We start from the raw sequence: 25817 nt of genomic DNA on the forward strand, positions 1-25817 counted from the left end.
AGGGCTGTCCCGTAAGCGGTGCACCTTCTGAGCAGCGGCCCGGCCTGACCTGACCTGACCTGACCGAGTGCAGACTGTTGACCAGGAAGGGCGGGAGCTCAGCAGGAAAGCGCTGGCCAAGGAGTCCACGTCCCGTCTAGGTTCGGGCAATGACCGAAGGATCTTCTCCCACTGCTCCGACACTCCTGTACATCGTCGGGCCGCCTGCTGTTGGCAAGGCGACCGTCGGTCACGAGATCGCCACGCGCACCGGGCTCCGCCTTTTCCACAACCACATGGCCATCGAGCCGGTCCTTCGTTTCTTCGACTTCGGCAGCCCGGCGTTCGTGCGCCTCGTCGACGGGTTCCGGCAGAGCTTGATCGAAGAAGTCGCCGCGAGCGACCTGCCCGGCCTGATCTTCACCTTCGTGTGGGCATTCGACCAGCCAGACGGTCAGCGAGCGTTGGAGCAGTACGCCCTTCCGTTCCGTGAGCGAGGCGGCCGAGTTCTCTACCTTGAGCTCAAGGCAAGCCAAGAAGCCAGGCTGCAGCGGAACACGGGCGCGTCCCGGCTCGCCGAGAAGCCATCCAAGCGCGACCTCGATGCGTCGCAGGGTCGGCTCCTGGATATGGACGAGAGGCACCGGCTCAACTCCACTACGGAGTTCCAGGACCGCACGGACTACCTGCGGATCGACAACACCCACCTCTCGCCAGAAGACGTTGCGAAGCAGGTCATCGAGCAATTCAGTCTCGATGGCTAAGTGATCACGATGTGCGATGATCACGGCCGTGGCTGGTGCGATCACGGCGTCTGAACCGTCCTGGATAGCCCCGTTCACCGGGCTGAGCCCGCGCTGCTTCGGGAAGTTGGTGACCGCACTGCGAGCGAGGGCGCGGACGAGCCCGGGCGGGGCCGGCCGTGGAAACTGTCGCTGGAGGACCGGGTGCTGCTGGTCGCGGCCTACTGACGCACCAACCTGACAATGCGCCAACTGGCGCCGCTGTTCGGGGTGTCGAAGTCGGCTGCCGACCGAGTGATCGACCATCTCGGGCCGAAGCTTGCGCTGCAGCCACGGAAACGGTTCGCGAAGGACGCGGTGCTGATCGTGGACGGCACCCTGGTGCCGACCCGCGACCACAGGGTGGCCGAGCAGTCGAAGAACTACCGCTACTCCACCAGCCACCAGGTGGTCATCGACGCCGACACCCGCCTGGTCGTCGTGGTCGGCAAGCCACTTCCCGGCAACCGCAACGACTGCAAGGCGTGGGAGGAATCCGGCGCCAAGGCCGCCGTCGGCAAGACCATGACGATCGCCGACGGCGGCTATCCCGGCACCGGACTCGTGATGCCTCACCGCCGCCGCAAAGGCGAAGAGCTGTCCGAGTCGAAGCAGGCCAACAACAAGTCCCACAAACAGGTCCGCGCCCGCGTCGAGCACACCTTCGCCCGCATGAAGACCTGGAAGATCCTCCGCGACTGCCGCCTCAAAGGGGACGGGGTTCACCAAGCCATGCTCGGCATCGCCCGCCTGCACAACCTCAGCCTCGCCGGATAGGAGCGGCCGCCGTCGCCCGAGCAGCTATGCCTCCACCGACTCAAAGATCATTTACGGGACAAGCCTTAGGCCGCAGCTCAGCGACCTGATTTGCCGCTAGTGGCGGTGCTGGATCTAGCGGGGATGGGTGCTAGGTCTAGCAGGGCAATCCGGGGCGATACTCGCCAGGAAGGGCGATATATGGAGCGGCCAGGCCGCACATTCTTTGGCGAACTCGCTCCGCTCGCGCGCGACCAGCGCCGTGCGGCCGAACGCCGTTGCGACGCTACGCAGACAGAGGCTGTAACACCAAAGCGGAATGAGCGCGCCCGACTGTTACAGCCGTTCTTGTTGGATGTCAGCGCCCGCGGCGTCCGCATGCCTCCTACTTGAGGACCGTCTTGAACTGCTGTGATGCACTTAAGAGGAGTGAACCTTGCGGACGCTGCGGACGCTAGCGGACGCTGCACATTTTGTTTAGCGTCCGCACGAAAAGCACAGGTCGTAGACGGTGCGGAAGGGGCCGCGGACGCTGCGGACGCTGTTTTCTCTCAACTCTCTAGTAAGAGGTGCAGCGAGAGCTAAGCGGAATGACTGCAGCGCCCCTGAAAAGCCTCGGTGAGCCCACCAAGAAGAGGGAGGCCGGATGTCCTCAAGCCCCAATGCCCTCTGCCGCCTGGCGTAGCTATGGGCGGCATTTCAGAGGGGCGCCGGGCTCGCGGGGAAGGGAGAGGCCCCGGCCGCTCGCACAAGCAAGAGGAGCACCCTGGCGGAGGCGCGCCGTGCTCCTCTTGCTTGTGCGAGCGGGAGAGACGACGGCATTGGTCGTAGTGGTCGTGATCGACCATGCTTGCTTCCAGTCCATGAAGAGCCCTCCAAGACCGTGGATGAGGGCCAGAACGCCGTTGCGTGGCGTCACCGCCCCGCCCGTTTTGCGGTAGTTGGCGCTGTCGGTTGCGTCGACAACGCCGGTTGAACCCCTGCAACCGCCTGTGACCTGCGGAGTTGCAGAGTTGCGCCGTTCCGGGGAGGGAGCCCCTACGCGCACGCGCGCGTAGGGCAGCGGAAACTGCCGTCACGCAGCGTCTCGGTGACGCCGTGGGCGGCCGTTCACGGTGGGGGGGTCTTGCTCCGCACGGGAGGGGGGTCGGACGCTCTACGGGCCGTCTACGGCTTCCGCCCGTCCCGGGGTAGGCGGAAGGGGGCAACGTCCCTTGCGCCCCAGCCTCTTGGCGGTGGCCTTGCCGTCCGAGCCGCCCACCGACTTCACCACGCTCACCACGCCCCTGGCCTTCGGGCGACGAGAGGTGGCCTCTTCGACCGCCGACTGGAGCTCGGCCTGCTGCGCGGATAGCTTCCGTGTTACTGGCTACTGCCTACTGCCTAGGCACTGTTTCTCGGATCTCCTGACCTGGGCAGGGTGTTGGGGCCAGGCTGGCTGTATGGGCCGTGGAGATCTGACGAATGCGGAGTGGAATCGGCTGGAGTTGTTCTTACCTCCTGGTGGTGCGCGTGGAGGTCGGTGGAGCGACCACCGCCGGGTGATCAACGGGATTCTCTACCGGGTGCGGACAGGTGCGCAGTGGCGGGATCTGCCCGAGCGGTTCGGCCCGTGGGAGACGGTCTATAAACGACATCGCCGCTGGTCAGCCGACGGAATCTGGCAGATGCTGCTGTCTCGCATCCAGGCAGCCGAGGATGCCGAGGGCGGCATCGACTGGGACGTGTCGGTGGACTCGACCGCCGTGCGAGCCCACCAGCACGCCGCCGGTGCGAGGAAAGCGCCCCCGGCCGCCGTGCCTCAAAGGGGGGCCAAGCCAGGGACGAACCGTGTCGATCCGGCACAGCGGAGACCGGCCGTCCGTCTGGCGGAGGTGGTCAGATCGGCGAATGTCTGGGGCGTTCCCGCGGAGGATTCACCACCAAGATCCATCTCGTCGCCGAGGGGCGATGCCGGCCCCTCGCCTTTGTCCTGACACCCGGACACTACGGAGACGGGCCCCAGCTCGAGCGGGTGCTGGAGCAGGTATCGGTGCCCCGAGCCGGAGTCGGCCGGCCTCGCACCCGGCCCGACCATGTCCTGGCGGACAAGGCCTACACGGCCCGAAAGAACCGCCGCTACCTGCGACGACGCGGCATCCGGCACACTATCCCCGAACGTCTCGACCAGCAGAGACACCGCAAGAACCGAGGTTCCCGAGGCGGTCGGCCCACCGGCTTCGACAGCGAGCGCTACAAGAAACGCAACACCGTCGAGCGCACCATCAACCGCCTCAAAGGCTTCCGCGCCGTCGCCACCCGCTACGAGAAACGCGCCTACATCTACCTCGGCACCGTCACCTTCGCGGCCCTCATGATCTGGCTCCGAGCATGAACCGAGAACCATGGCCTGCTCCGGCCGCTGCGTGCAACGAAGGTAGATTTTGCACCCACAGAGGTGATCACCGTAGAGGTAGGGCCACGATGAAAACGGATGCAGCGACCGCCAAGCAGGTAACGGCGGATTGGGCGCGAGTCTTCGACGGCTTCGACATCTGGCGTCCTTTGCGGCTGTTGCGCCGGGTTGGGCCCTTGGTTCAGGGGATCACTCTTGATCGTTCCACTTCGGGTGACGCCTATTTCCCGACCGCACACATTCACGCATTGACTCGACCGTTCCCAGTCGTCTCGTTGGCACTTGGCCAACGCTTGGCGTCAAGATCGGGGATGCCGGAAGCCATCAGGTTCACCGACCATGCGGAGGAACATCCCGACGCCGCCCGGCGCCTTGCTGGCCAGGCCAGATTGAGTCTCGATGTTCCGCCTACCGTCGGAGACGTCGTCACCGAACTGCGCGCTTCCGCGATGGCCCAGCACGGTATGGGCTGGCCCCCCGCAGTAGGGGAGGTTGAGGACAGCATCCTCATCTCGTCGGCGAGTGGGGACAGGGACCTGGCGGAGCAGGGGCTGCAACTTGCTCGGGACCTGGTGAAGAAGTGGCCTAAACACAGGCTGCCCCTGGACTGGGTCGGCGAGAAGGCATGGATTAGTTCCTTGAGCAAGAATGCGGACAACGCCGAGGACCTGCGCGCCATCGTTGAAAGCCAGGTCAAGGCCCACAAATTGGCGAAGATCCGCCAGAGCTAACGTGTCGGCACAGGGACCTCGTGTTGTACGGCTCCATATCGCAATCCCAAAGGGGCTCGCACAGGCCAGATGGTGAATCATGATCCAAGAAACAGGGCCTAGTGGCTACTGCCCAACACCCTGTTGAAACGGCCTGTGTGGGCAGTAGCGGCCCGTTCTACTGGCAAGTGGCAAGTTGGCAGTAGGCAGTAGCTCCGTGCGCTCAGGCGTTGTCGGGGGCGACTACGCCTGATGCCTTCCAAGGGGAGCGAGGCAACTCCCCCGTTGGAAGGCCACTCGCCTCCACCACATCCCGGAGTCGCTCACACACCTCTGGGAGCTCCCAGTGTGGGCGCCCGAAAGTCGCCCGCCCGAAGGGCGGTCTATTCAGCTCTTCTCTAAGTACGTGGCTCCCGTCTTGTCGCTTGTCTTGTCGCTTGTCGCGGGTGACGCCGTTCGCGCTCTTCTGGGGACGGAGAGCGCGTCTGACCTGCGTGACGACAAGCGACAAGACAAGCGACAAGACAAGCGACAAGACAGGAAGACGGGCTGCCTGCGGCTGCCCCGGGCCGTCCGGCCGTACCTGCCAGCACAAGGCTGCCAGAGAGTCGCCTGCCGGCGGGGCCGTCTGTGGGCCGTCTGAGGGTGGCCAGTGGCCACCGACGGCCACCAACAATGACCAAGAGGGCGCGGCCACCGGCCACGCCCTCTTCACGCTTCTGTCCAGCTAGATCCAGGTATCCAGCCACATACGGTTGCGCCAGGAATTCTCCGGAATGGACATGCCCGTGTACAGCGGCCAGAAATAGATGAAATTCCAGATGATCAGCAGGACGAGTACGCCGACCGCGACCGCCCCCAATGTCCGCCGCCGTTCACCGGACGGATCGCCCGTCACCAGGCCCAGTTCCCGCCTGGCCCCGGTGCCCGCCGCGGGCCCGATCATCGCGCCGATCATCATCGCCACCGCGAGACAGAGGAACGGCACGAACACGACTGCGTAGAAGAGGAAGATCGTCCGCTCCTGGTAGAGGAACCACGGCACCCAGCCCGCCGCCACACCGCAGGCGATCGCGCCCGCCCGCCAGTCGCGCCGGAAGAGCCACCGCCACAGGACGTACACCAGGGCGAAGCACGCGGCCCACCACAGCAGCGGTGTGCCGATGGCCAGCACCTCACGGGCGCACTTGCCGGTCTCCGAGGCCGTGCAGCCGTTCTGCTCCTCGTAGAAGTACGAGACGGGGCGGCCCAGGACGATCCAGCTCCAGGGGTTCGACTGGTACGTGTGGCCGGACGTCAGGTTCACGTGGAACTCGTAGACCTGGTACTCGTAGTGCCACAGGCTGCGCAGCCAGTCCGGCAGCCAGGTCCAGCTGCCGCCCTTGCCGTCGGTGGTGGCCCAGTCCCGGTAGTAGCCGTGGTGGTCGGGATCGTTCCTGATGATCCAGCCGGTCCAGGAAGCGATGTACGTCAGGATCGCGACCGGCACCGTCGAGACGAACGCGGGCACCAGATCCCGCAGGATCACCGCCTGGTACGGCTGGACCGCACCCGCCGTCCGGCGCGCGCCGACGTCCCACAGCACCGTCATCAGGCCGAACGCGACCAGGATGTACAGGCCGTTCCACTTCGTGCCGAACGCCAGCCCCAGCGAGAGCCCCGCCGCGATCCGCCACGGCCGCCACCCCAGCCGCAGCGTCGCGGCGATCCGCGCGTCCGGGCGCAGCACCCCCTCCGCGTCGACCGGCAGTGCCGCGGCGAGCTTGGCCCGCGCCCAGTCCCGGTCGATCAGCAGACAGCCGAACGCCGCCACCACGAAGAACATCAGCACCAGGTCGAGCAGCGCGGTGCGGCTCATCACGAAGTGCAGCCCGTCGACGGCGAGCAGTGCGCCCGCCAGGCACCCCAGGAACGTCGAGCGGAACAGCCGCCGTCCGATCCGGCACAGCATCAGCACCGACAGCGTGCCGAGCACCGCCACCATGAACCGCCAGCCGAACGGCGTGAACCCGAAGAGCTGCTCGCCGAACCCGATGATCCACTTGCCGACCGGCGGATGCACCACATAGCCGGGCGCCGTCGGCACCGACGCCAGCGAAGGATCGGCCAGGATCGACTTGTCGATGTCCTTCGGCCAGGACCCCTCGTACCCCTGCTTGATCAGCGCCCAGGAGTCCTTGGCGTAGTACGTCTCGTCGAATATCACCGCCTTCGGGCTGCCCAGATGCCAGAACCGCAGCACCCCCGCCACCAGCGTCACCAGCAGCGGCCCGCCCCAGGCCGACCACCGCACCAGCCGCTCGGCGGTGGGCGGCGACACCCCCAGCACCGCCCACAACTGCGGTCCCGGCCGGTTGTACGGCGGGATCAGCCGTTCCCGCAGCCCGATACCGGGCCGCGGCGAATGGCCGTAGCGGCGCAGCCGCTGCTGCCAGGAAGGCGGCTTTTCGCCGTGCTGTTCCCCGGCGTCTTGACCCTGCTGGGCTTCGGGCGCAGTACTCGTCACCGCGCCATCGTAGGGAACGCATCTGTGCGACTGGTGTCGCCCGTGCTGGGAGGATGGCTGATGTGACTGGAACGACTGGAACGCTGGTACTCGCAGGGACCCCCATCGGCGATGTGGAGGACGCCCCACCACGGCTCGCCGCAGAACTGGAGACGGCGGACGTAGTCGCCGCCGAGGACACCCGTCGGCTGCGACGGCTGACACAGGCGCTCGGTATCCACACCACGGGGCGTGTCGTCTCCTACTTCGAGGGCAACGAATCGGCGCGTACGCCCGAACTCGTCGAGGCGCTGACCGGTGGCGCCCGGGTCCTGCTCGTCACGGACGCCGGGATGCCGTCCGTCTCCGACCCCGGCTACCGGCTCGTCGCCGCAGCGGTGGAGAAGGGGATCAAGGTCACCGCGGTCCCCGGCCCGTCCGCCGTGCTCACCGCGCTCGCCCTGTCCGGTCTGCCTGTCGACCGGTTCTGCTTCGAGGGCTTCCTGCCGCGCAAGGCGGGCGAGCGGCTCGGCCGGCTCCGTGAGGTCGCCGGCGAGCGCCGCACCATGGTCTTCTTCGAGGCCCCGCACCGGCTCGACGACACCCTCGCCGCGATGGCCGAGGTGTTCGGCGGCGACCGCAGGGCCGCCGTGTGCCGGGAGCTGACCAAGACGTACGAGGAAGTGAAGCGCGGCCCGCTGGCCGAACTGGCGGTCTGGGCGGCCGAAGGCGTACGCGGCGAGATCACCGTCGTCGTCGAGGGGGCGGCGGACGTGGCCGAGGAGCTGGACGCCGCCGAGCTGGTACGCAGGGTGCAGGTGCGCGAGGAGGCGGGGGAGCGGCGCAAGGAGGCGATCGCCGCTGTCGCCGCGGCCGCGGGGCTGCCCAAACGCGAGGTCTTCGATGCGGTCGTCGCCGCAAAGAACGCGTCGCGGACCGGCTCTGCGGACGGCAAAGGACTGTCGTAAAAAGCAAAGCGCGAGCCGCGCATCTGGCCCCTTTTGCCACGAGAAGGCCAAGACCGCTCCAATACTCGACAGGGCATGGTGCGCTCCTGCCGGTGAAGGCGTCCACTGAATCAGGGACGCATTCTCCGGAGTGCTTGTCCGGCGGACAAGAGGAGCAGGCATGAGCGAGACCGCAGCAACCACCGTGCATGAGGCGTATGCCTTCGCCTGCATGAGGTGCGGATACGGCTGGGAACAGGCCTACGAGATAGAGCACCACGTCGACGGTTCCAACAACGACTTCGTCATCTACAAGGCGAACGGGGAACGGGTCCCGTCACCCCTGTCCAAGCCCACCTGCACGAACTGCGACGGCCATGTGGTCCGGATCATGCGGTCCGGCCGGGTCTCGACCGTCCAGCAGCTGCTCGAGTCGCAGTACGAGACCGCCGGGCACACCGGGGGCAGCGACGCCCGGGAACCCGAGGCGGTCGCCGCATCCGCAGCCGCTCCGACGGCCGCGGAGCACCACTGGCACCTCTCCGACCTGCTGCACCCCTTCCACCGCAAGTGAGAGCGGCGCCACGGTCCTCGTACGATCGTGGCATGAGCCGTACGGAAGCCCCGCCACTGCCCGAACCCCTGCGGGTACCGGTCGCCGATTCGCACACCCATCTGGACATGCAGGACGCCACCGTCGAGGAGGGCCTGGCCAGGGCCGCGGCGGTCAATGTCACCACCGTGATCCAGGTGGGCTGCGACGTGCGGGGCTCGCGCTGGGCCGCCGAGACCGCGGCCGCGCACGCAGGTGTGTACGCGGCGGTGGCCCTGCATCCCAACGAGGCGCCGCGCATCGTCCACGGCGACCCGGAGGGCTGGTCCCGCCAGGAGGCGCGGGAGCCGGGCGGGAAGGCCGCCCTCGACGAGGCCCTTGCCGAGATCGACAAGCTGGCCGCCCTCGACCGGGTGCGCGGCGTGGGTGAGACCGGCCTCGACCACTTCCGCACGGGCCCCGAGGGCATGGCCGCCCAGGAGGAGTCCTTCCGGGCCCATATCGAGATCGCCAAACGGCACGGCAAGGCGCTCGTCATCCATGACCGCGAGGCGCACGCCGACGTGCTGCGCGTGCTCGCCGACGCGGGCGCCCCCGAACGCACGGTGTTCCACTGCTACTCCGGGGACGCCGAGATGGCCCGGATCTGCGCCGACGCCGGGTACTTCATGTCCTTCGCGGGCAACGTGACGTTCAAGAACGCCCAGCCGCTGCGGGACGCGCTGGCCGTGGCGCCGATGGAACTGGTCCTGGTCGAGACGGACGCGCCGTTCCTCACCCCCGCCCCGTATCGCGGCCGGCCCAACGCGCCGTACCTCATTCCCGTCACGCTCCGTGCCATGGCGGAGGTGAAGAGGGTCGACGAGGACACCCTGGCGTCGGCGATCAACGACAACACGGCTCGCGCGTTCGATTACTGACAGATCACGCTGTGACGGTGTGCGGTCGCGTCGCTTTGGAGAGTGACCGAAGCTCCACTATCGTCCCGGACGCCCATCGGGCGACCGGGACGAACGGACCTTCTGGAGCGTCGTGATCAATGCGCAGGGCAGTCACCGTGCGGTACCGGGCAGGGGACATACGGGTGGTGCGGCGGTGGCGACACCGCCGACCGTCCCCGCGCCTCTGCCGTTCCACGAGGAGCAGACGCTCGTCGCCCTCTGGCCGGTCCATGATCCGACCGTCGTCGACACGCCTGCGGCGCCGCCCGGGCCGGCCGCCGGCCCCCGCACCGGCGGCCGGGCCGATGCCCGGCGGGCCGCGCACCGCCGCAAGGCCCCCGCACGTCCGGAGAACCTGCGCCGCCTCGTCCCGCAGGCCTTGGTCGTCGCCTTCCTGGCCGGCGGCACCACCGCGTTCGTCGCCCACGACAAGGCGGTGCGGCTCACCGTCGACGGGGAGCCGCGCACCCTGCACACCTTCGCGGACGACATCGACGAACTCCTCGACGACGAGGGCATCACCGTCGGCGCCCACGATGTCGTCACCCCGGCCCCCGTCGGCGACCTCGACGACGGCGACGAGATCACCGTCCGCCACGGGCGCCCGGTGACCCTCACCCTCGACGGGGTGCGGCGCCGGGTGTGGACCACCGCAGGCTCGGTCGACGGCGCCCTGCGCCAGCTCGGGGTGCGCGCTGAGGGGGCGTACCTCTCCGTCGCCCGCTCCTCCTCGATCGGCCGCACCGGGCTCGCCCTGGACGTCCGCACCGAACGCACCGTGACCTTCATGGCCGACGGCCGGGAGCGCACCGTCCGCACCAATGCCGCGACCGTCCGCGAGGCCGTCGCCGAGGCGGGCATCACCCTGCGCGGCGAGGACACCACCTCCGTGGACCCGCACAGCTTCCCGCGCGACGGCCAGACGGTCTCCGTGATGCGGATCACCGACTCCCGCGAGGTGCGCGAGGAGCCCGTCCCGTACGCCGAGCAACGGTCCGAGGACGATTCGCTCCTCGCCGGTACGGAGGTCGTCGAGCGCGAGGGCAGGCCGGGCGTCCGCCGGATCACGTACGGGGTGCGGACCGTCAACGGCGTGCGGCAGCGGCCGCGGGCGCTGGACGCCGAAGTCGTGCGCACGCCGGTCGACCGGATCGTGAAGGTCGGTACCGGAGCCCGCCCGCAGTCCGCGGTGGGCGCGGGCGGGCTGAACTGGGCCGGGCTCGCGTCCTGCGAGTCCGGCGGCCGGCCTCGCGCGGTCGACGGCAGCGGCACGTACGGCGGGCTGTACCAGTTCGACGCGCGGACCTGGCACTCCCTCGGCGGCAGCGGACGCCCGCAGGACGCCCCGGCGTCCGAGCAGACGTTCCGGGCGAAGAAGCTGTACCTGCAACGGGGGGCGAGCCCGTGGCCGCATTGCGGCCGTAGGCTTACCGGGTGAGCACCACAGAGCCCGACGCCCTCCTGGGCCCCGCAGACATCCGCGAACTGGCCGCGAAGCTCGGGGTACGCCCCACGAAGCAGCGCGGTCAGAACTTCGTCATCGACGCCAATACGGTCCGCAGGATCGTACGGACCGCGGAGGTCCGTCCTGACGACGTGGTGGTCGAGGTCGGACCCGGTCTCGGCTCACTGACCCTGGCGCTGCTGGAGGCGGCGGACCGGGTCGTCGCCGTCGAGATCGACGATGTGCTGGCGGCGGCGCTGCCGGCCACGGTCCAGGCCCGGATGCCGGGCCGTGCCGACCGGTTCTCGCTGGTCCACTCCGACGCGATGCTGGTCACGGAGCTGCCGGGGCCGCCGCCCACCGCCCTGGTCGCCAATCTGCCGTACAACGTGGCCGTGCCGGTCCTGCTGACGATGCTGGAGCGGTTCCCGACCATCGAGCGGACCCTGGTCATGGTGCAGGCCGAGGTCGCCGACCGGCTGGCCGCCCGGCCGGGCAACAAGGTCTACGGCGTGCCGTCGGTGAAGGCCAACTGGTACGCGGACGTCAAGCGGGCCGGGTCCATCGGCCGCACGGTGTTCTGGCCGGCTCCGAACGTCGACTCCGGTCTGGTGTCGCTGGTCCGGCGCACCGAGCCGATCATGACGACCGCGAGCCGGGCCGAGGTCTTCGCGGTCGTCGACGCGGCGTTCGCTCAGCGCCGCAAGACGCTGCGCGCCGCCCTGGCCGGCTGGGCGGGCTCCGCGCCGGCCGCCGAGGCGGCTCTGGTCGCCGCCGGGATCTCGCCGAAGACGCGGGGTGAAGCACTGACCGTCGAGGAGTTCGCGGCCATCGCCGAGAACAAGCCGGCGGTGGACGAGCAGGCGGCGGACCCGTCGAGCGAGGGCAAGCCTGGCGCGGACGAGCCCGCCGGGAACAGGTCCCACGGGAACAAGTCCACCGGGAGTGGCGAGTGAGCGTCACCGTTCGCGTCCCCGCCAAGGTCAATGTGCAGCTCGCGGTCGGCGCCCCGCGCCCCGACGGCTTCCACGACCTGGCGAACGTCTTCCTCGCCGTCGGTCTCTACGACGAGGTCACCGTCACCCCCGCCGGCGCGCTGACCGTCACCTGCTCGGGCCCGGACGCCGCGCAGGTCCCGCTGGACGCCGGCAACCTCGCCGCCCGCGCCGCGATCGCGCTCGCCGAACGCCACGGCATCGCCCCCGACGTGCACATTCACATCTCCAAGGACATCCCCGTCGCGGGCGGCATGGCGGGCGGCAGCGCCGACGCCGCGGCCGCCCTGGTGGCCTGTGACGCCCTCTGGGCCACCGGCGCCACCCGGGACGAACTGCTCGCTATCTGCGCGGAGCTCGGCAGCGACGTGCCGTTCTCCCTGGTCGGCGGCGCCGCCCTCGGTACCGGCCGCGGCGAGCAGCTGACCCCGATCGACGTCGGCGGCACGTTCCACTGGGTGTTCGCGGTCGCCGACGGCGGGCTCTCCACCCCGGCCGTCTACGGGGAGTTCGACCGGCTCACCGCGGGCACCGACGTTCCCGCACCGGAAGCTTCGCCGGCGCTCCTCGACGCCCTACGCACCGGCAGCACAGATGTGCTCGCGAAGGCCCTCTCCAACGACCTGCAGCCCGCCGCGCTCTCCCTGCGGCCCTCGCTCGCCGACACCCTCGCTGCGGGCACCGGGGCGGGTGCGCTGGCCGCGCTGGTCTCGGGCTCCGGGCCGACCACCGCGTTCCTGGCGGCGGACGCGGAGGCGGCTCGCAAGATCGCGGACATGCTGCGGACGTCGGGGACCTGCCGGAGCGCGCGGGTCGCGGTTTCCCCGGCGCCGGGTGCCACGATCGTCTGACCGCGGGTACTCAGACGGGAATTGAGTACGGTCGCGCTGCCGCCCCGGGGCGTCGGGCGCGACCGTACCCGTATGGGATCAAGTGTTCGCGAACTGGCCGGGGCCACCCCCGCCACCCGGGACCGGTACATCGACCTGCTGCGCGTCGCCTCGCTCGGGACGGTCGTCCTCGGGCACTGGCTGATGGCCGCCGTCACCACCGACGGCGTCGGCAACCTGCTCGCCGTCGTCCCCGGTCTCCAGCTGCTGACCTGGGTGCTCCAGATCATGCCGGTGTTCTTCTTCGTCGGCGGCTTCTCGCACGCCCTGTCCTACCGCTCCCTCAGCCGCAAGCAGCCCGCCGGCTCGACGGACTCCGTCTACTCGGCCTTTCTCCGGGCCAGACTGCAGCGGCTGCTGCGCCCCACCATGGTCTTCATCCTGGTCTGGGGGACGGCCGCGCTGATCGTCCAACTGCTCGGCGGGGGCGGCGGGCTGACCGGGGTCACGCTGCGGCTGGTGGCCCAGCCGCTCTGGTTCATCGGGATCTATCTCGCGATGGTGGCGTTCACGCCGCCGCTGCTGAAGCTGCACGACCGGTACGGCTGGGGCGCCTTCGCCGGGCTCGCCGCGGCGGCGGTCGCGGTCGACGTGCTGCGGTTCGCCGCCGGTGTCCCGTACATCGCGTTCCTCAATTTCGCGTTCGTCTGGCTCGCCGTGCACCAGCTGGGCTTCCTGCGCGCCGACGGCCGCATCCGCCACCCCGCGCTGCTGGCCGGCCCGGGCCTGGCCGCCGCGGCCGCGCTGGTCGCGTTCGGCCCGTATCCGCTCTCCATGGTCGGGATGCCCGGCGAGAAGATCAGCAACATGGCACCGCCGACGCTCGCCCTGCTCTGCCACGGCCTGTGGCTGGTCGGCGCGGTCGAGCTGCTGCGCGGCCCCGGCGCCCGGCTGGTCGCCCGCCCGCGGGTGTGGCGCGGGGTCGTCGCGGCCAACGGGGTGGCGATGACCGCGTTCCTCTGGCACCTCACCGCGATGCTCGGGGTCTACGGGGCGATGATCGCCCTGCACGTCCCGCTGCCCGAACCGGCGACCGGTGCCTGGTGGGCGCAGGTGCCGGTGCGGATCGCGGTGGCGGCAGCCGGCACGGCGGGGCTGGTCGCCGTCTTCCGCACGTTCGAGCGGCCGGTCTCCGCGATACCGGGGAAGGGCTCCGGGCCGGTGTCCGCGCTCGGTGTGACGCTCTGCCTGTTCGGGGTGCTCGGGGTGTCGATGGTCGGGTTCGGCGGGCTGCTGGAAGGGCATACGGCGGTGCTGATCGCCGTACGCGTCAGCGCCCCGGCGGCCGTCGCGATGGCGCTGGGCGGCTGGCTGCTGGTGGAACGGGCGGGGCGGCGGCGGTCGGGCTGACCACGGGCGGCGGACGGGGCGTGCGTACGGCTCAGCCGAGCCGTACGGTCCGCTTCGCCAGCTTGTACGCCGGGAGCATCTCCTCGTACTCCTCCGGGTCCAGCCCGCCCAGGTGCACCACGACCGGCCCGCGTGGGGTGGAGACGGCGAACGCCCGCTTCTTCCGGGGCCCTTCGAGCAGCTCGCTGCTGATGGTGTACCCGACCTCCGTCGCGGGAAGGGCGCCGGCCTCGGTGTCGGCGTAAGTGATCTTTCCGGCGTTCGGCTCGTCGGCCAGGAACGCCTCCAGGACCTGGCGCGGGGTGCGGTCGGTACGGTCGCCGGTCCACACACGCAGGAAGCCGATGCTCCCGGCGGGTTTCGCGTCGATCTCGCAGACGAGCGTGACCGGGCCCTGTCGGACCAGCTCGTTCAGCGCGTCGTCCTCACCGAGCCGTACGGCCTCCGGCTTCCAGGAAGCCGCGAGGTCGAAGGTGACGGGCAGGGCACAGGCGGAGCCCGAGCCTCCGACGCTGCCGCCCTTCATCGCGCTCTGTGCCGCGGCCCGCGGCTTCGGGGCCGCCCTCCCGTCGTTCCCGCCGTCGTCCTGGGCGGGCGACGTGCAGCCGGTCGCCGTCACCGACACCGCCGCCAGCACCGCCGTGACCGTGCCCCGTACCGAATTGCGCACCATGGAAGTCCCCTGTCCCCGCCCTTGATCAATCGCCGCACGCTAACCCACCCGTGTGGCGACTACCCTGGGATGTCGATCGATCCCCCAGTCAGGAGTGAAATGGCCGTCAATCTGGTCAATGTCGAGCAGGTCAGCAAGGTGTACGGCACCCGTGCCCTGCTCGACGGTGTGTCCCTCGGTGTGTCCGAGGGGGACCGGATCGGTGTCGTCGGCCGTAACGGCGACGGCAAGACGACCCTCATCCGGATGCTCGCCAAGCTGGAGGAGGCGGACACCGGCCGCGTCACCCACAACGGTGGCCTGCGTCTCGGTGTCCTCACTCAGCACGATTCGCTCGACCCGAAGGCGACGGTCCGCCACGAGGTCATCGGCGATCTCGCCGACCACGAGTGGGCGGGCAACGCCAAGATCCGTGACGTGCTGACCGGGCTCTTCGGCGGCCTGGACCTGCCCGGCTTCGAACTCGGCCTGGACACCGTCATCGCCCCGCTCTCCGGCGGAGAGCGGCGCCGGATCGCGCTCGCCAAGCTACTCATCGCCGAACAGGACCTGATCGTCCTCGACGAGCCGACCAACCACCTCGATGTCGAGGGCATCTCCTGGCTGGCCCGGCACCTGCAGAACCGGCGCTCGGCCCTGGTCTGCGTCACCCACGACCGGTGGTTCCTCGACCAGGTCTGTACGCGCATGTGGGACGTCCAGCGCGGCACGGTCCACGAGTACGAGGGCGGCTACAGCGACTACGTGTTCGCCCGGGCCGAGCGGGACCGGATCGCCGCGACCGAGGAGTCCAAGCGGCAGAACCTGATGCGCAAGGAGCTGGCCTGGCTGCGGCGCGGCGCCCCCGCCCGTACGTCGAAGCCGCGCTACCGCATCGAAGCTGCCAACGAGCTGATCGCCGATGTGCCGCCGCCGCGCGACACCAGCGAGCTGATGAAGTTCGCCAACGCACGGCTCGGCAAGACCGTCTTCGACCTGGAGAACGTGACCGTCCAGGCCGGACCCAAGACGCTGCTCACCCACCTCACCTGGCACCTCGGCCCCGGCGACCGGATCGGCCTGGTCGGGATCAACGGCGCGGGCAAGACCTCGCTGCTGCGGGCGCTCGCCGAGGCGGCCCGCACCCAGGGCGAGGAGCAGCCCGCGGCCGGGAAGATCGTCGTCGGCAAGACCGTCAAGCTCGCCTACCTCTCCCAGGAGGTCACCGAGCTCAAGCCGACCCTGCGGGTGCTGGAGGCCGTGCAGCAGGTACGGGACCGGGTCGACCTCGGCAAGGGCCGGGAGATGACTGCGGGCCAGCTCTGCGAGCAGTTCGGCTTCTCGAAGGAGAAGCAGTGGACCCCGGTGGGCGACCTGTCGGGCGGTGAGCGGCGACGGCTGCAGATCCTGCGGCTGCTGATGGACGAGCCGAACGTTCTCTTCCTCGACGAGCCCACCAACGACCTCGACATCGAGACCCTGACCCAGCTGGAGGACCTCCTCGACGGCTGGCCGGGATCGATGATCGTGATCTCCCACGACCGGTTCTTCATCGAGCGGACCACGGACCGGGTGATGGCGCTGCTCGGTGACGCCACGCTGCGGATGCTGCCGCGCGGTATCGACGAGTACATCGAGCGCAGGCGGCGGATGGAGGAGGCGGCCGTACCCGCCTCGGCGCCCACCGCGGCGAAGGAGACGCCGGCCGCCGCCGCGGTCTCGCCGCAGGCCGCCCGCGCCGCCAAGAAGGAACTGCAGAAGATCGAGCGGCAGCTCGACAAGATGTCGAGCAGGGAGACGACCCTGCACGCGCAGATCGCCGACAACGCCACGGACTTCGAGAAGGTGGCGAAGCTCGACGCGGAACTTCGGGAACTGGTCGCCGAACGCGACGAGTTGGAGATGCGCTGGCTGGAACTGGCCGAGGATGCCTGATCGCTGACGTGCCTTCGGCGTGACGGTCACCGATAGGTCCGGTGGACGTGCAAGGTCAAGAAGGGCTGGGAGGTCGCACAGTTCTACTCGGTCAGCCCGCTGGTCGTCTCGCTGAAGCAGGAGGACAAGTGGGCGATCGTCGTGCTCAACGAGAACGGCACCTACCGATCCCAACTGGTCGGCGGGACCGACGACTACGGGACGAAGTGCGGTGGTGACCTCCTCGCCGAGGGCAAGAACCTCGACAACTGCCTCGGGGTGGCGGCCGACGACCGGACGGTCTATCTGGCGACCAAGCCCCCCGAGGACGACCCCACCCCCACCAACAAGGTCGTCGCCTTCGATCTGAACGCCGGTCAGGCGAAGTGGAAGGCCGCGGCCCCGGCCGGACAGACCCTCATGCCGATACGGACGGAGGGCGGCAGGCTGCTGATGTATCTCGCCGCCGGGAAGAACAAGGGCGGCGGCATCGCGTCCCTCCCACCGACCGGTGGCACGCCGCAGATGGTGCTGCGGCACCCGGCAGCCGCCACCACGGTCGAGCGCGGCTTCTTCGATTCCAGGGTCGCCTATCAGAACGGGCGTTGCTTCCTCATGCACGCGAGGATCAGCGGGATCGACGACGAGGACGAGAAGTCGATGAAGTCGGTGGCGGGCTTCGGCAGCTGACGGGCCGAGGCGTAACGAGGGCATCACGGCGCGGTTCTCCCTTGGGAACAGGGGGCGGACCGACTCGGTGTCCTATGCGTCGCGGGTGGTACAAAGAAGCCCCGCTCGACTGTCGTAACGCCGCGGAAGCCATGCCCGATTCGCTCCTTTCCGAGGGGAATTCAGCCCAACGGAATCGCGGGGGAGACCGGAACGGGCACCGGACCGCACGAAGGGGGACGTGCTGATGACCCAGCCGCCCAGCCAGCAACCGCCGCAGGGAGGCTTCGGCGCTCCGCAGGAGCCGCCGCAGGGGAGTCCTCAGCCGACGGCGCCCGGGCAGCCGCCGCAGGGTCAACCGCCTGCCCAGCCGCCGCAGATGCCTGCCGCGCCGCCGACGCCGCCGCCCGCTCAGCCGGGTCACGGCTACCCGCAGGCGCCGGGCCAGGCCCCCGGTTACGGCTACCCGCAGCAGCCGGGGCCGTACAACCAGCCGGGACCGTACGGTCAACAGCCGGGCCCCTACGGCCAGCAGCCGGGACCGTACGCCCAACAGCCGGGCCCCTACGGCCAGCAGCCGCAGCCCGGTTACGGCTACCCGCAGCAGCAGTACCCCGGCGCCCCGGTACCCGGCGGCCCCGGCGGTACGGGCGGTGGCAACCCCTTCAAGGGCAAGCCCGCAGTGATCATCGGTGCCGCGGTCGCCGCCGCGATCGTCGTCGCCGGTGGCGTGTTCCTCGCGACCAGCGGTGGTGACGACGACAAGAAGCCCGTCGCGCAGGCGAGCACGGACGGCAAGGCGCCGAGCGGTTCGCCCTCCGTCGACGAGGGCAACGGCAACGGCGACGGGCGACCGGGCGATGACGACCTCAACGCCGGGCGCAAGGCGGGCGAGGCCAAGGTCCTCTGGCTGCAGCAGAACGACGTCGACCTGCCGCGCAACGGCGCGGACGTGTACGGCCCCTGGGTCGTCGGCGACACCGTCGTCAAGGGCATGTACCGCGCGGTGTCCGGCTACTCGGTCGCCGACGGCAAGCAGAAGTGGACGCTGAAGCTGCCCGCCGACATGTGCGCCGCGCCTTCGCAGCCCACCACCGACGGCAAGATCGTCATCGGGGTCAAGAACGGCACCACCGACAAGGCGGACTGCTCGGACCTCCAGATGATCGACCTCAACACCGGCAAGGCCGGCTGGAAGAAGTCGATCAAGAAGAACGGCATCTGGGACATGATGTCGGACATCTCCCTCGCCATCAGCGGAGACACCGTCACGGTCGGCCGGACCAGCAACTCCAACGCGTACCGGGTCAGCGACGGCAAGGAGCTGTTCGGCAAGCCGGCGGGCAACTGCCAGCCGTTCGCCTTCGCCGGCGGCCCCAAGCTGATCGCCGCCTCCAGTTGCCGCACCGAAGACCTCGACAACCCCCAGCACCAGATCCAGGAGATCGACCCGGCCACCGGCAAGCCCAAGTGGACGTACCGGCCGGCCCGTGGCTGGGAGATCGACCGGGTCTACTCGGTGAGCCCGCTCGTCGTCTCGCTGACCCAGAGCGAGAAGAAGAAGTGGAGCATCCTCGCCATCAAGGAGAACGGCACGCTCCGTTCGCAGCTGGTCGGTGACAAGGGCGACAAGTTCGCACCGGACTGCGGCAGCGCGTTCGCCATCTTCGGCAAGTCGCTGGACGGCTGTGTCGGTGTCGCCGCCGATGCCAACACCTTCTACATGGCGACCGAACCCGACTCCAGCGGCACCGCCCGTACGAACAAGGTCGTCGCGTTCAACCTGAACACGGGCAAGCCGAAGTGGAAGTCCGCGGCCCCGGCCGAGCAGACCGTGAAGCCGCTGCGGATGGAGGGCGGCAATGTGCTGCTCTACGTGGACGCCGGATACAACAAGGGCGGCGGGATCGCCACCCTCGCCCCGACCGGTGGCGCTCCGCAGATGCTGCTCCGGCACCCGGAGTCGACGTCCCAGATCGAGAGCTCGTTCTACAACGCGAAGATCGTCTACGCGGACGGGCGTTCCTTCATCGCGAGCGGGCGGGTCAGCGCGAGCAACGACAAGGAAGAGCTGGAGACGAAGACCATGATGGCTTTCGGCAAGTGACGGCTCACGCAGGCACCCGACGGACCCTGACCGACCGCGACAGGTCCCGACCGACCGACTCTCCTTCCCTCGAGGTACGTACGCCATGACTCAGCCGCCCCAGCCGCCCAACGAACCGCCCCAGGGCGGGTTCGGCGCCCCGCAGGACCCCCCGCCCGGCGGGTTCGGGGCACCGGTCCCGCCGCCCGCAGACCCGTTCGGCAAGCAGCCGGCCACCCCGCCCGCGGGCGGATTCGGAGCCCCGCAGGGGCCGCCGCCCGCCGGTGGTTTCGGCGCTCCGCAGACCCCGCCCGCCGGTCCGCCGCAGCAGCCGGGTTACGGCTATCCGCAGCAGCCCGGTTACGGCTACCCGCCGGGTCCCCCGGCCGGACAGGGCCTGCCGCCCGGCCAGCCGCCGCAGCAGGGCTACGGATACGGCTACCCGACCGCCCCGATGCAGCCGCAGTACGCGCCGCCGCAGCAGGGCGGGAACGGCGGCAAGAAGTTCACCACGCAGATGCAGATCATCGTTGCCGCGGTGGTCGCCGTGGCAGTGATCATCGGTGGTGGCATCTTCCTCGCCTCCGGTGGCGACGACAAGAAGAACGAGGTGTCCACCGCCGGTCCCACCGGTGGGGGCGAGGACGGCGAGGACAGCGGCATCGGTGGTGGCGGCAAGGAGAAGGTGCCGGCGAACACCAAGTCCACCGTCGCCTTCCAGCTGACGGAGCCGAAGGTCGGCGACGTCACGACGGTCGACGGCTCCTGGCTGACCGACAAGGCGTATGTGAAGACCGGCGTCGACGAGATAGTCGGCTACGACAAGGTCAAGGGCACCAAGCTCTGGTCCATCCCGCTGGAGGGTCAGCTCTGCGCCGCCTCCCGGCACATGTCGAAGGACTACAAGACGGCCATCGTCTTCGAGGAGGGCAAGCCGACCAAGGCGAAGAAGTACTCGCCGTGCAACCAGGTCGGTGGGATCGACCTGAACACCGGAAAGCTGATGTGGAGCAAGCCGGTGACGGCCGCCACCAGCGGTGACGAGCCGGTCAGGTTCGACGAGGTCACGGTCAGCGGCACCACGGTCGCCGCGGGCGGCACCGAGGGCGGCGCCGCCTTCGACCTGAACACCGGCGCCGAGCGCTGGAAGCCGAAGGTCGGCACCGATGGCTGTTACGACAAGGGGTACGGCGGCGGCGACGCGCTCGCGGTGGTCCGCAAGTGCGGTACGTACGACAGCCCGCAGCTCGTCATCCAGGCGCTGAACCCGACGACCGGCGCCCCGCTCTCGTCGTTCAAGATGCCGCCCGGCGTCGATTACGCGAGCATCGTCTCCACCAAGCCGCTGGTCGTCGCGGCCGATGTCGGCGACACCGCCGGTGACGGCAGTGGGATCTCGGACTTCTTCTCGATCGACGCGGCGACCGGAAAACTCCTCACCAAGATCGCCGCGGACGGCGAGAAGTACGCCGCCCGCTGCGGCTCCACCGAGGTCGAGACCTGCCAGCAGCTGGCCGTCGGCAACAACCGGCTCTACCTGCCGACCGAGGAGCACGAGGGCACCGGCGAGTACGGCGACACCAATGAGATCGTCTCGTTCGACCTCAGCACCGGCAAGCCGACCAGCGACAAGGCCGACGCGGGCGACCGGTACACGATGTTCCCGATCCGCATGGACGGCTCCGACATCATCGCGTACAAGGTTCCCCCGTACGACAAGGGCGGCCAGATCGTCTCCATCGACGGTTCCACCTTCAAGCAGACGGTGCTGATGGAGAACCCGGGGGACGAGTCCATCCGGGACGCGGAGACCAGCTTCTCCATGGACTACGCGGAGATCCTCTACTCGGACGGGCGGATGTACATCTCCGAGGTGATGGTGAGCAAGCCGCGCGAGAGCTCCCTCGACGACAAGCAGTACCTCGCGGTCTCGTTCGGCACCGGCTGACCCCGGCGCGGGTACGCGCACGCACCACGGCCCTGCCGGTCGATCATTCGACCGGCAGGGCCGGTCGTTTTCTGCCGGCTCACCGATCCCTTCTGCCGGCTTGCTGTCGGTCAACCGGACCCGAACAGAACATAATTCGGCATTCCGGGGTTCTTCTGCCTGGTAAGGGGCGCGCCACGTCGAGCAAGCGTGTAGCTTGCCGGGTCAAAGGGGCCGGGGGGCCCGGCCGGGGCCTGTCGTCGAACCGGCGTCCGCCGCGCGACGCCTGGGTGTGGCTCCATTGCTGCGGGGGGTAACTCGATGGGCGTGCGGCTCATGGTGGTCGATGACCACAGACTGCTCGCCGAGGCGTTGGCCTCGGCGCTGAAATTGCGGGGTCACCGGGTGCTCGGGGCGGCCGCGCCGACCGCCGGTGCGGCAGAACTCGTGGTGAGCAGAGCCCCGGAGGTCTGTCTGTTCGGCACGGCCACACCCGCCGAACCCGGGGCGTTCGACCCGATAGCCCGGATCAAGCGGGAGCGCCCGCAGGTGGCGGTGGTGGTGCTCGGGCCGGTGCCGAGTCCGCGCGGGATCGCGGCGGCCTTCGCGGCCGGCGCCGCCGGATATGTCAGGCACGACGAGCGGATAGAGGGTGTCGAGCGGGCGATGGTCAAGGCGCGGGCCGGCGAGGCGGCGGTCGCGCCGCAACTGCTCCAGGGTGCCTTCGCGGAGCTGCTCAACCCGGCCGTCCAGCCGGACGACGAGGGGCAGCGGCTGCTGCGGATGCTCACTCCGCGCGAGGTCGAGGTCCTGGTGCGGGTCGCGGAGGGCGAGGACACCCGGCTGATCGCGGCCGGGATGCGGATCGCGCCGAGCACCGCGCGTACGCATGTGCAGCGGGTGCTGATGAAGCTGGGGGTCGGTTCACGGCTGGAGGCCGCGGCGCTGGCGGCCCGCACCGGGCTGCTGGACCGTGCGGCGGTGGGCGGAACGCCGAAGGGGCCGGACGTCGGGTGACGTCCGGCCCCTTCGGGGCGGTGCGGAGACTGCTCAGGCGTCCGGCCCGCCGTCGGCGGCGCCGTCCGGCGCCGGTGCCGGTGCCGGACGCAGCTTCAGCCACAGCAGGAAGAACAGCCCGAGGACCAGCATGGCCAGCCCGGTCCAGAGGTTGATGTGGACGCCCTCGGCCTTCTTCAGGTCCGCGTCGGACGGGTTGATCCCGGCGAGGGTGACGATCACTCCGTAGATCACGAAGAGGCCGCCGATGATCCGCCGGATGTCGAAGAGACGGGCCGCGGTCGCGGACTTGCGCTCCAGTTCGGAGACTTCCTTGTGCAGCTCATTGCGGAATTCGGACATGGTGATGGCCTCCGATCAGAGTGAGTAGGGCAGATAGCAGAGGGCGGCGATGACGATCGCGCCCCAGCCGAGCAGGGCCGGCTTGCGGTACCAGGCGCTGTCGCCCTCGGCCGGCGGTTCCACCGCGTCCGGGGACTCGGTTCCGTACACCAGACCCGCGAGTTCGGCCTCGGGCTTCGGAGCCGTGAAGAGGGTGACGACGACCATGACCACCGCACCGGCGACGAAGCCGACGATCGCGGAGACGAAGTTGGCCCCCTGGTCGGTCGGGATGTCGATGACACCCTGCTTGTAGACCCAGAAGTAGTTGACCATCGCGGCGGTGGTGCCCGCGAGGAGCCCCCAGACCCCGGACTTCATCGAGGCGCGCTTCCAGAACATGCCGATGATGAAGACCACGAACATCGGGACGTTGAAGAACGAGAACAGCGTCTGGAGGTAGCTCATGATGTTCGAGAAGCTGGCGGCGATGAAGGCCGTGCCGATGGAGGCCAGTACACCGACCGCTGTGATCAGCCGGCCGAACCGCAGGTAGTACGCGTCGGGCCGGTCCTTCTTCACGTAACGCGCCCAGATGTCCGTCGTGAACACCGTGTTGAACGACGAGACGTTGGCCGCCATGCCGGCCATGAACGCGGCCAGCAGACCGGTCACGGCGATGCCGAGCACACCGTTGGGCAGCAGCTCCTGCATCAGCAGCGGGATCGCGTCGTTGTACGTGAGGTCCGAGCCCGGCGTGCCGATCTTCGGTACGAGTACGGCGGCGACCAGGCCCGGGATCATCACGAGGAAGACGATGAAGATCTTCGGGAACGCGGCGATCAGCGGCGTGCGCTGGGCGGCCGAGAGGTTCTTCGCGGACAGGGCGCGCTGCACCTCGGCGAAGTTGGTCGTCCAGTAGCCGAAGGAGAGCACGAAGCCGAGGCCGAGGATGATCGTCAGCCAGTTGGCGCCGAGCGGGTTGGCGTCACCGATGCCCGTACCGCCCCAGGCGGAGAGGAAGTCGGAGCCGTGGCTCTTCTCCAGCGAGCCGGTCAGACCGTCCCAGCCGCCGACGCGCTTGAGGCCCAGCAGGGTGAGCGGGATGAGCGCGGCGAGGATGACGAAGAACTGCAGCACCTCGTTGTAGATCGCCGAGGAGAGCCCGCCGATGGTGATGTAGACGAGGACGAAGAGGCCCGCGACGACGATCGCGATCCACTGCGGCCAGCCGAGAAGCGCCTCCACGACGATCGACAGGGCGTACAGGTTGACGCCCGCAATCAGGATCGCCGCGAAGGCGAAAAGTATGGAGCTCAGCAGGTGTGCGGACTTGTCGAAGCGCTGGAGCAGGAACTCCGGTACGGAACGGACCTTCGACCGGTAGTAGAAGGGCATCATCACCAGGCCGAGGAAGACCATGGCGGGGATGGCGCCGATCCAGTACCAGTGGACGACCGCGACGCCGTACTGCGCGCCGGTGGCCGCCATGCCGAGGATCTCGGTGGCACCGAGATTGGCCGCGACGAACGCGAGACCGGTCACCCAGGCGGGCAGTGAACGTCCGGAGAGAAAGAAGTCGAGGCTGGTCTTCACGCTGGCCCGGGCGGCGAAGCCGATGCCGAGAACCACGACGAAGTAGATCGCCAGAATCGTGTAGTCGAGCCCGTTCGTGGGGAGCCGGAGCCCTTCGGCCAGATATTGCATGGGGGGTACTCGCTTCGTTGCGCGAACTGAACCTGCAGAAACCTACGCTCCTGTTGTCAAAAAATGAACAGTTTTCCTGGGGTCCTTTGTTGGATTGTGATCGGATGAGGGGAGAATTCCAGGCTTGACGGGCTGGCAGCCACAGGAGATCCAGGTCACATGCGGCGGCGGCGGACCATTGACGTGCGTGTTGGCTTGTGGTTTGTTGTGTGCGGTTATGTTTGGAGGAACCTGGTGAAGAAGACGGTTACGACGCTCGCCGACGGCCGGGAGCTGCTCTACTACGACAGCCACGACGACGTGGTCCGGGACGCCGTCGACCGGCGGCCGCTGGACGCTGTATCGACCTCCTCCGAAATCCGCCGCGACCCCCTCCTCGGGGACAGCGTCGCCATCGCCTCGCACCGTCAGGGCCGCACGTACCACCCGCCGGCCGACGAGTGCCCGCTCTGTCCGTCCCGGGACGGACGGCTCAGCGAGATCCCCGACGACCAGTACGACGTGGTCGTCTTCGAGAACCGCTTCCCCTCGCTCGCCGGTGACTCCGGCCGCTGCGAAGTCGTCTGCTTCACCTCCGACCACGACGCGTCCTTCGCCGACCTCACCGAGGAGCAGGCGGCTCTGGTCCTCGAGGCCTGGACCGACCGCACCGCCGAACTCGCCGGGTTCGAGCAGGTCAAGCAGGTGTTCTGCTTCGAGAACCGGGGCGCCGAGATAGGTGTGACGCTCGGCCATCCGCACGGGCAGATCTACGCGTACCCCTTCGTCACCCCGCGCACCGAGCTGATGCTCCGCTCGGTGGAGGCGCACCGCGAGCGGACCGGTGGCAACCTCTTCGACGACATCGTGGCCCGCGAGCTGGCCGACGGCGATCGCGTGGTGCTGACGGGCGAGCATTGGGTGGCCTTCGTCCCGTACGCGGCGCACTGGCCGTACGAGGTGCATCTGCATCCGCGCCGGCGCGTCCCCGACCTGCGGGAACTCGACGAAGGGGCGCGCACAGAGTTCGCACAGATCTATCTGGAACTCTTGAGGCGATTCGACCGGATCTTCGGCCCCGGTGAGCCGTCGACCCCGTACATCGCGGCCTGGCACCAGGCGCCGTTCGGAGTCCCCGGGCGGGAGGAGTTCGGGCTTCACCTCGAGCTTTTCACCATCCGACGTACCTCCGGCAAGCTGAAGTTCCTCGCGGGTTCCGAGTCCGGCATGAGTGTGTTCATCAACGACGTGCCGCCGGAGGCCGCGGCCCAGCGACTGCGAGAGGTAGCGAGCGAGTGAGCAAGCCCCAGAGCGACCC

19 protein-coding genes and 2 pseudogenes are annotated in these 25817 nt (G+C 69.0%); 17 read left to right on the forward strand and 4 right to left on the reverse strand.

Annotation, left to right across the window (positions count from 1 at the left end):
- Positions 1-149 precede the first annotated feature (149 nt).
- The 4 genes and pseudogenes from ACIA8E_RS19225 (at position 150) to ACIA8E_RS19240 (ending at position 4643) form a co-directional block, all read left to right on the forward strand.
- Positions 150-743 carry a hypothetical protein gene (locus tag ACIA8E_RS19225; protein ID WP_399299442.1) on the forward strand — a complete coding sequence of 198 codons (594 nt, stop codon included), beginning with the start codon at positions 150-152 and terminating at the stop codon, positions 741-743.
- A 28-nt stretch (positions 744-771) separates the two neighbouring features.
- Positions 772-1538 (forward strand): annotated as a pseudogene (locus ACIA8E_RS19230) (transposase).
- 1421 nt (positions 1539-2959) lie between these two features.
- Positions 2960-3891, forward strand: a pseudogene (locus tag ACIA8E_RS19235) (IS5 family transposase).
- An 89-nt stretch (positions 3892-3980) separates the two neighbouring features.
- Positions 3981-4643: a hypothetical protein gene (locus tag ACIA8E_RS19240; protein ID WP_399299445.1), complete on the forward strand. Its 663-nt coding sequence runs from the start codon at positions 3981-3983 to the stop codon at positions 4641-4643.
- Positions 4644-5349: 706 nt separating this feature from the next.
- Here ACIA8E_RS19240 and ACIA8E_RS19245 read toward each other — a convergent pair.
- Complete coding sequence (locus tag ACIA8E_RS19245) at positions 5350-7128, reverse strand: dolichyl-phosphate-mannose--protein mannosyltransferase (protein ID WP_399299448.1); 1779 nt, start codon at positions 7126-7128, stop codon at positions 5350-5352.
- A gap of 53 nt (positions 7129-7181) precedes the next feature.
- Between ACIA8E_RS19245 and rsmI the strand changes: the two genes are divergently transcribed.
- The 7 genes from rsmI (at position 7182) to ACIA8E_RS19280 (ending at position 14227) form a co-directional block, all read left to right on the forward strand.
- Positions 7182-8075 carry a 16S rRNA (cytidine(1402)-2'-O)-methyltransferase gene (gene rsmI, locus ACIA8E_RS19250; protein ID WP_399299452.1) on the forward strand — a complete coding sequence of 298 codons (894 nt, stop codon included), beginning with the start codon at positions 7182-7184 and terminating at the stop codon, positions 8073-8075.
- Positions 8076-8235: 160 nt separating this feature from the next.
- Positions 8236-8628, forward strand: coding sequence for a hypothetical protein (locus ACIA8E_RS19255; protein WP_399299455.1), 393 nt, complete (start codon positions 8236-8238; stop codon positions 8626-8628).
- A gap of 32 nt (positions 8629-8660) precedes the next feature.
- Positions 8661-9527 (forward strand): TatD family hydrolase, encoded by an 867-nt coding sequence (locus ACIA8E_RS19260; protein ID WP_399299458.1) that lies wholly within the window; start codon positions 8661-8663, stop codon positions 9525-9527.
- 175 nt (positions 9528-9702) lie between these two features.
- Positions 9703-10986: a ubiquitin-like domain-containing protein gene (locus tag ACIA8E_RS19265; RefSeq protein ID WP_399299461.1), complete on the forward strand. Its 1284-nt coding sequence runs from the start codon at positions 9703-9705 to the stop codon at positions 10984-10986.
- Positions 10983-11948: a 16S rRNA (adenine(1518)-N(6)/adenine(1519)-N(6))-dimethyltransferase RsmA gene (rsmA, locus tag ACIA8E_RS19270; protein ID WP_399299464.1), complete on the forward strand. Its 966-nt coding sequence runs from the start codon at positions 10983-10985 to the stop codon at positions 11946-11948. Before ACIA8E_RS19265 ends, rsmA begins: the two co-directional genes overlap by 4 nt.
- Positions 11945-12838, forward strand: coding sequence for a 4-(cytidine 5'-diphospho)-2-C-methyl-D-erythritol kinase (locus ACIA8E_RS19275; RefSeq protein ID WP_399299466.1), 894 nt, complete (start codon positions 11945-11947; stop codon positions 12836-12838). Before rsmA ends, ACIA8E_RS19275 begins: the two co-directional genes overlap by 4 nt.
- Positions 12839-12910: 72 nt before the next feature.
- On the forward strand, positions 12911-14227 hold the full coding sequence (locus ACIA8E_RS19280; RefSeq protein ID WP_399299469.1) for an acyltransferase: 1317 nt from the start codon (positions 12911-12913) through the stop codon (positions 14225-14227).
- Positions 14228-14258: 31 nt separating this feature from the next.
- On the opposite strand, the gene ACIA8E_RS19285 is transcribed toward ACIA8E_RS19280, so the two are convergent.
- Complete coding sequence (locus ACIA8E_RS19285; RefSeq protein ID WP_399299472.1) at positions 14259-14900, reverse strand: lipoprotein; 642 nt, start codon at positions 14898-14900, stop codon at positions 14259-14261.
- A 99-nt stretch (positions 14901-14999) separates the two neighbouring features.
- Here ACIA8E_RS19285 and ACIA8E_RS19290 point away from each other — a divergent pair, with 99 nt between their 5' ends.
- The 5 genes from ACIA8E_RS19290 to ACIA8E_RS19310 all read left to right on the forward strand — a co-directional run bounded on the left by ACIA8E_RS19290 (position 15000) and on the right by ACIA8E_RS19310 (position 22492).
- The gene (locus ACIA8E_RS19290; protein WP_399299475.1) at positions 15000-16814 is read left to right on the forward strand and encodes an ABC-F family ATP-binding cassette domain-containing protein; all 1815 of its coding nucleotides are present in this window, start codon (positions 15000-15002) and stop codon (positions 16812-16814) included.
- A gap of 141 nt (positions 16815-16955) precedes the next feature.
- A complete protein-coding gene (locus tag ACIA8E_RS19295) occupies positions 16956-17483 on the forward strand; it encodes a hypothetical protein (protein ID WP_399299478.1) in 528 nt (175 codons plus the stop codon).
- Between the two features lie 226 nt (positions 17484-17709).
- Positions 17710-19569 (forward strand): PQQ-binding-like beta-propeller repeat protein, encoded by a 1860-nt coding sequence (locus ACIA8E_RS19300; protein WP_399299481.1) that lies wholly within the window; start codon positions 17710-17712, stop codon positions 19567-19569.
- A gap of 85 nt (positions 19570-19654) precedes the next feature.
- Positions 19655-21496, forward strand: coding sequence for a PQQ-binding-like beta-propeller repeat protein (locus tag ACIA8E_RS19305; protein WP_399299484.1), 1842 nt, complete (start codon positions 19655-19657; stop codon positions 21494-21496).
- A 300-nt stretch (positions 21497-21796) separates the two neighbouring features.
- Positions 21797-22492 (forward strand): LuxR C-terminal-related transcriptional regulator, encoded by a 696-nt coding sequence (locus tag ACIA8E_RS19310; protein ID WP_399299486.1) that lies wholly within the window; start codon positions 21797-21799, stop codon positions 22490-22492.
- 33 nt (positions 22493-22525) lie between these two features.
- On the opposite strand, the gene ACIA8E_RS19315 is transcribed toward ACIA8E_RS19310, so the two are convergent.
- Both ACIA8E_RS19315 and ACIA8E_RS19320 read right to left on the reverse strand, forming a co-directional pair.
- Positions 22526-22834 carry a hypothetical protein gene (locus ACIA8E_RS19315; protein WP_399299489.1) on the reverse strand — a complete coding sequence of 103 codons (309 nt, stop codon included), beginning with the start codon at positions 22832-22834 and terminating at the stop codon, positions 22526-22528.
- Between the two features lie 15 nt (positions 22835-22849).
- A complete protein-coding gene (locus tag ACIA8E_RS19320; protein WP_399299491.1) occupies positions 22850-24520 on the reverse strand; it encodes a sodium:solute symporter family protein in 1671 nt (556 codons plus the stop codon).
- Positions 24521-24754: 234 nt separating this feature from the next.
- Between ACIA8E_RS19320 and galT the strand changes: the two genes are divergently transcribed.
- Positions 24755-25798: a galactose-1-phosphate uridylyltransferase gene (galT, locus tag ACIA8E_RS19325; protein ID WP_399299494.1), complete on the forward strand. Its 1044-nt coding sequence runs from the start codon at positions 24755-24757 to the stop codon at positions 25796-25798.
- Positions 25799-25817: the final 19 nt, after the last annotated feature.

The sequence above is a fragment of the Streptomyces sp. NPDC051664 genome, assembly GCF_044453545.1.
Taxonomy (GTDB): domain Bacteria; phylum Actinomycetota; class Actinomycetes; order Streptomycetales; family Streptomycetaceae; genus Streptomyces.

Coding starts and splice junctions, on each gene's coding strand:
- ACIA8E_RS19225 (WP_399299442.1), top strand. CDS start 150: ATGACCGAAGGATCTTCTCCCACTGCTCCGACACTCCTGTACATCGTC.
- ACIA8E_RS19240 (WP_399299445.1), top strand. CDS start 3,981: ATGAAAACGGATGCAGCGACCGCCAAGCAGGTAACGGCGGATTGGGCG.
- rsmI (WP_399299452.1), top strand. CDS start 7,182: ATGGCTGATGTGACTGGAACGACTGGAACGCTGGTACTCGCAGGGACC.
- ACIA8E_RS19255 (WP_399299455.1), top strand. CDS start 8,236: ATGAGCGAGACCGCAGCAACCACCGTGCATGAGGCGTATGCCTTCGCC.
- ACIA8E_RS19260 (WP_399299458.1), top strand. CDS start 8,661: ATGAGCCGTACGGAAGCCCCGCCACTGCCCGAACCCCTGCGGGTACCG.
- ACIA8E_RS19280 (WP_399299469.1), top strand. CDS start 12,911: ATGGGATCAAGTGTTCGCGAACTGGCCGGGGCCACCCCCGCCACCCGG.
- ACIA8E_RS19285 (WP_399299472.1), bottom strand. CDS start 14,900: ATGGTGCGCAATTCGGTACGGGGCACGGTCACGGCGGTGCTGGCGGCG.
- ACIA8E_RS19290 (WP_399299475.1), top strand. CDS start 15,000: ATGGCCGTCAATCTGGTCAATGTCGAGCAGGTCAGCAAGGTGTACGGC.
- ACIA8E_RS19300 (WP_399299481.1), top strand. CDS start 17,710: ATGACCCAGCCGCCCAGCCAGCAACCGCCGCAGGGAGGCTTCGGCGCT.
- ACIA8E_RS19305 (WP_399299484.1), top strand. CDS start 19,655: ATGACTCAGCCGCCCCAGCCGCCCAACGAACCGCCCCAGGGCGGGTTC.
- ACIA8E_RS19310 (WP_399299486.1), top strand. CDS start 21,797: ATGGGCGTGCGGCTCATGGTGGTCGATGACCACAGACTGCTCGCCGAG.
- ACIA8E_RS19315 (WP_399299489.1), bottom strand. CDS start 22,834: ATGTCCGAATTCCGCAATGAGCTGCACAAGGAAGTCTCCGAACTGGAG.
- ACIA8E_RS19320 (WP_399299491.1), bottom strand. CDS start 24,520: ATGCAATATCTGGCCGAAGGGCTCCGGCTCCCCACGAACGGGCTCGAC.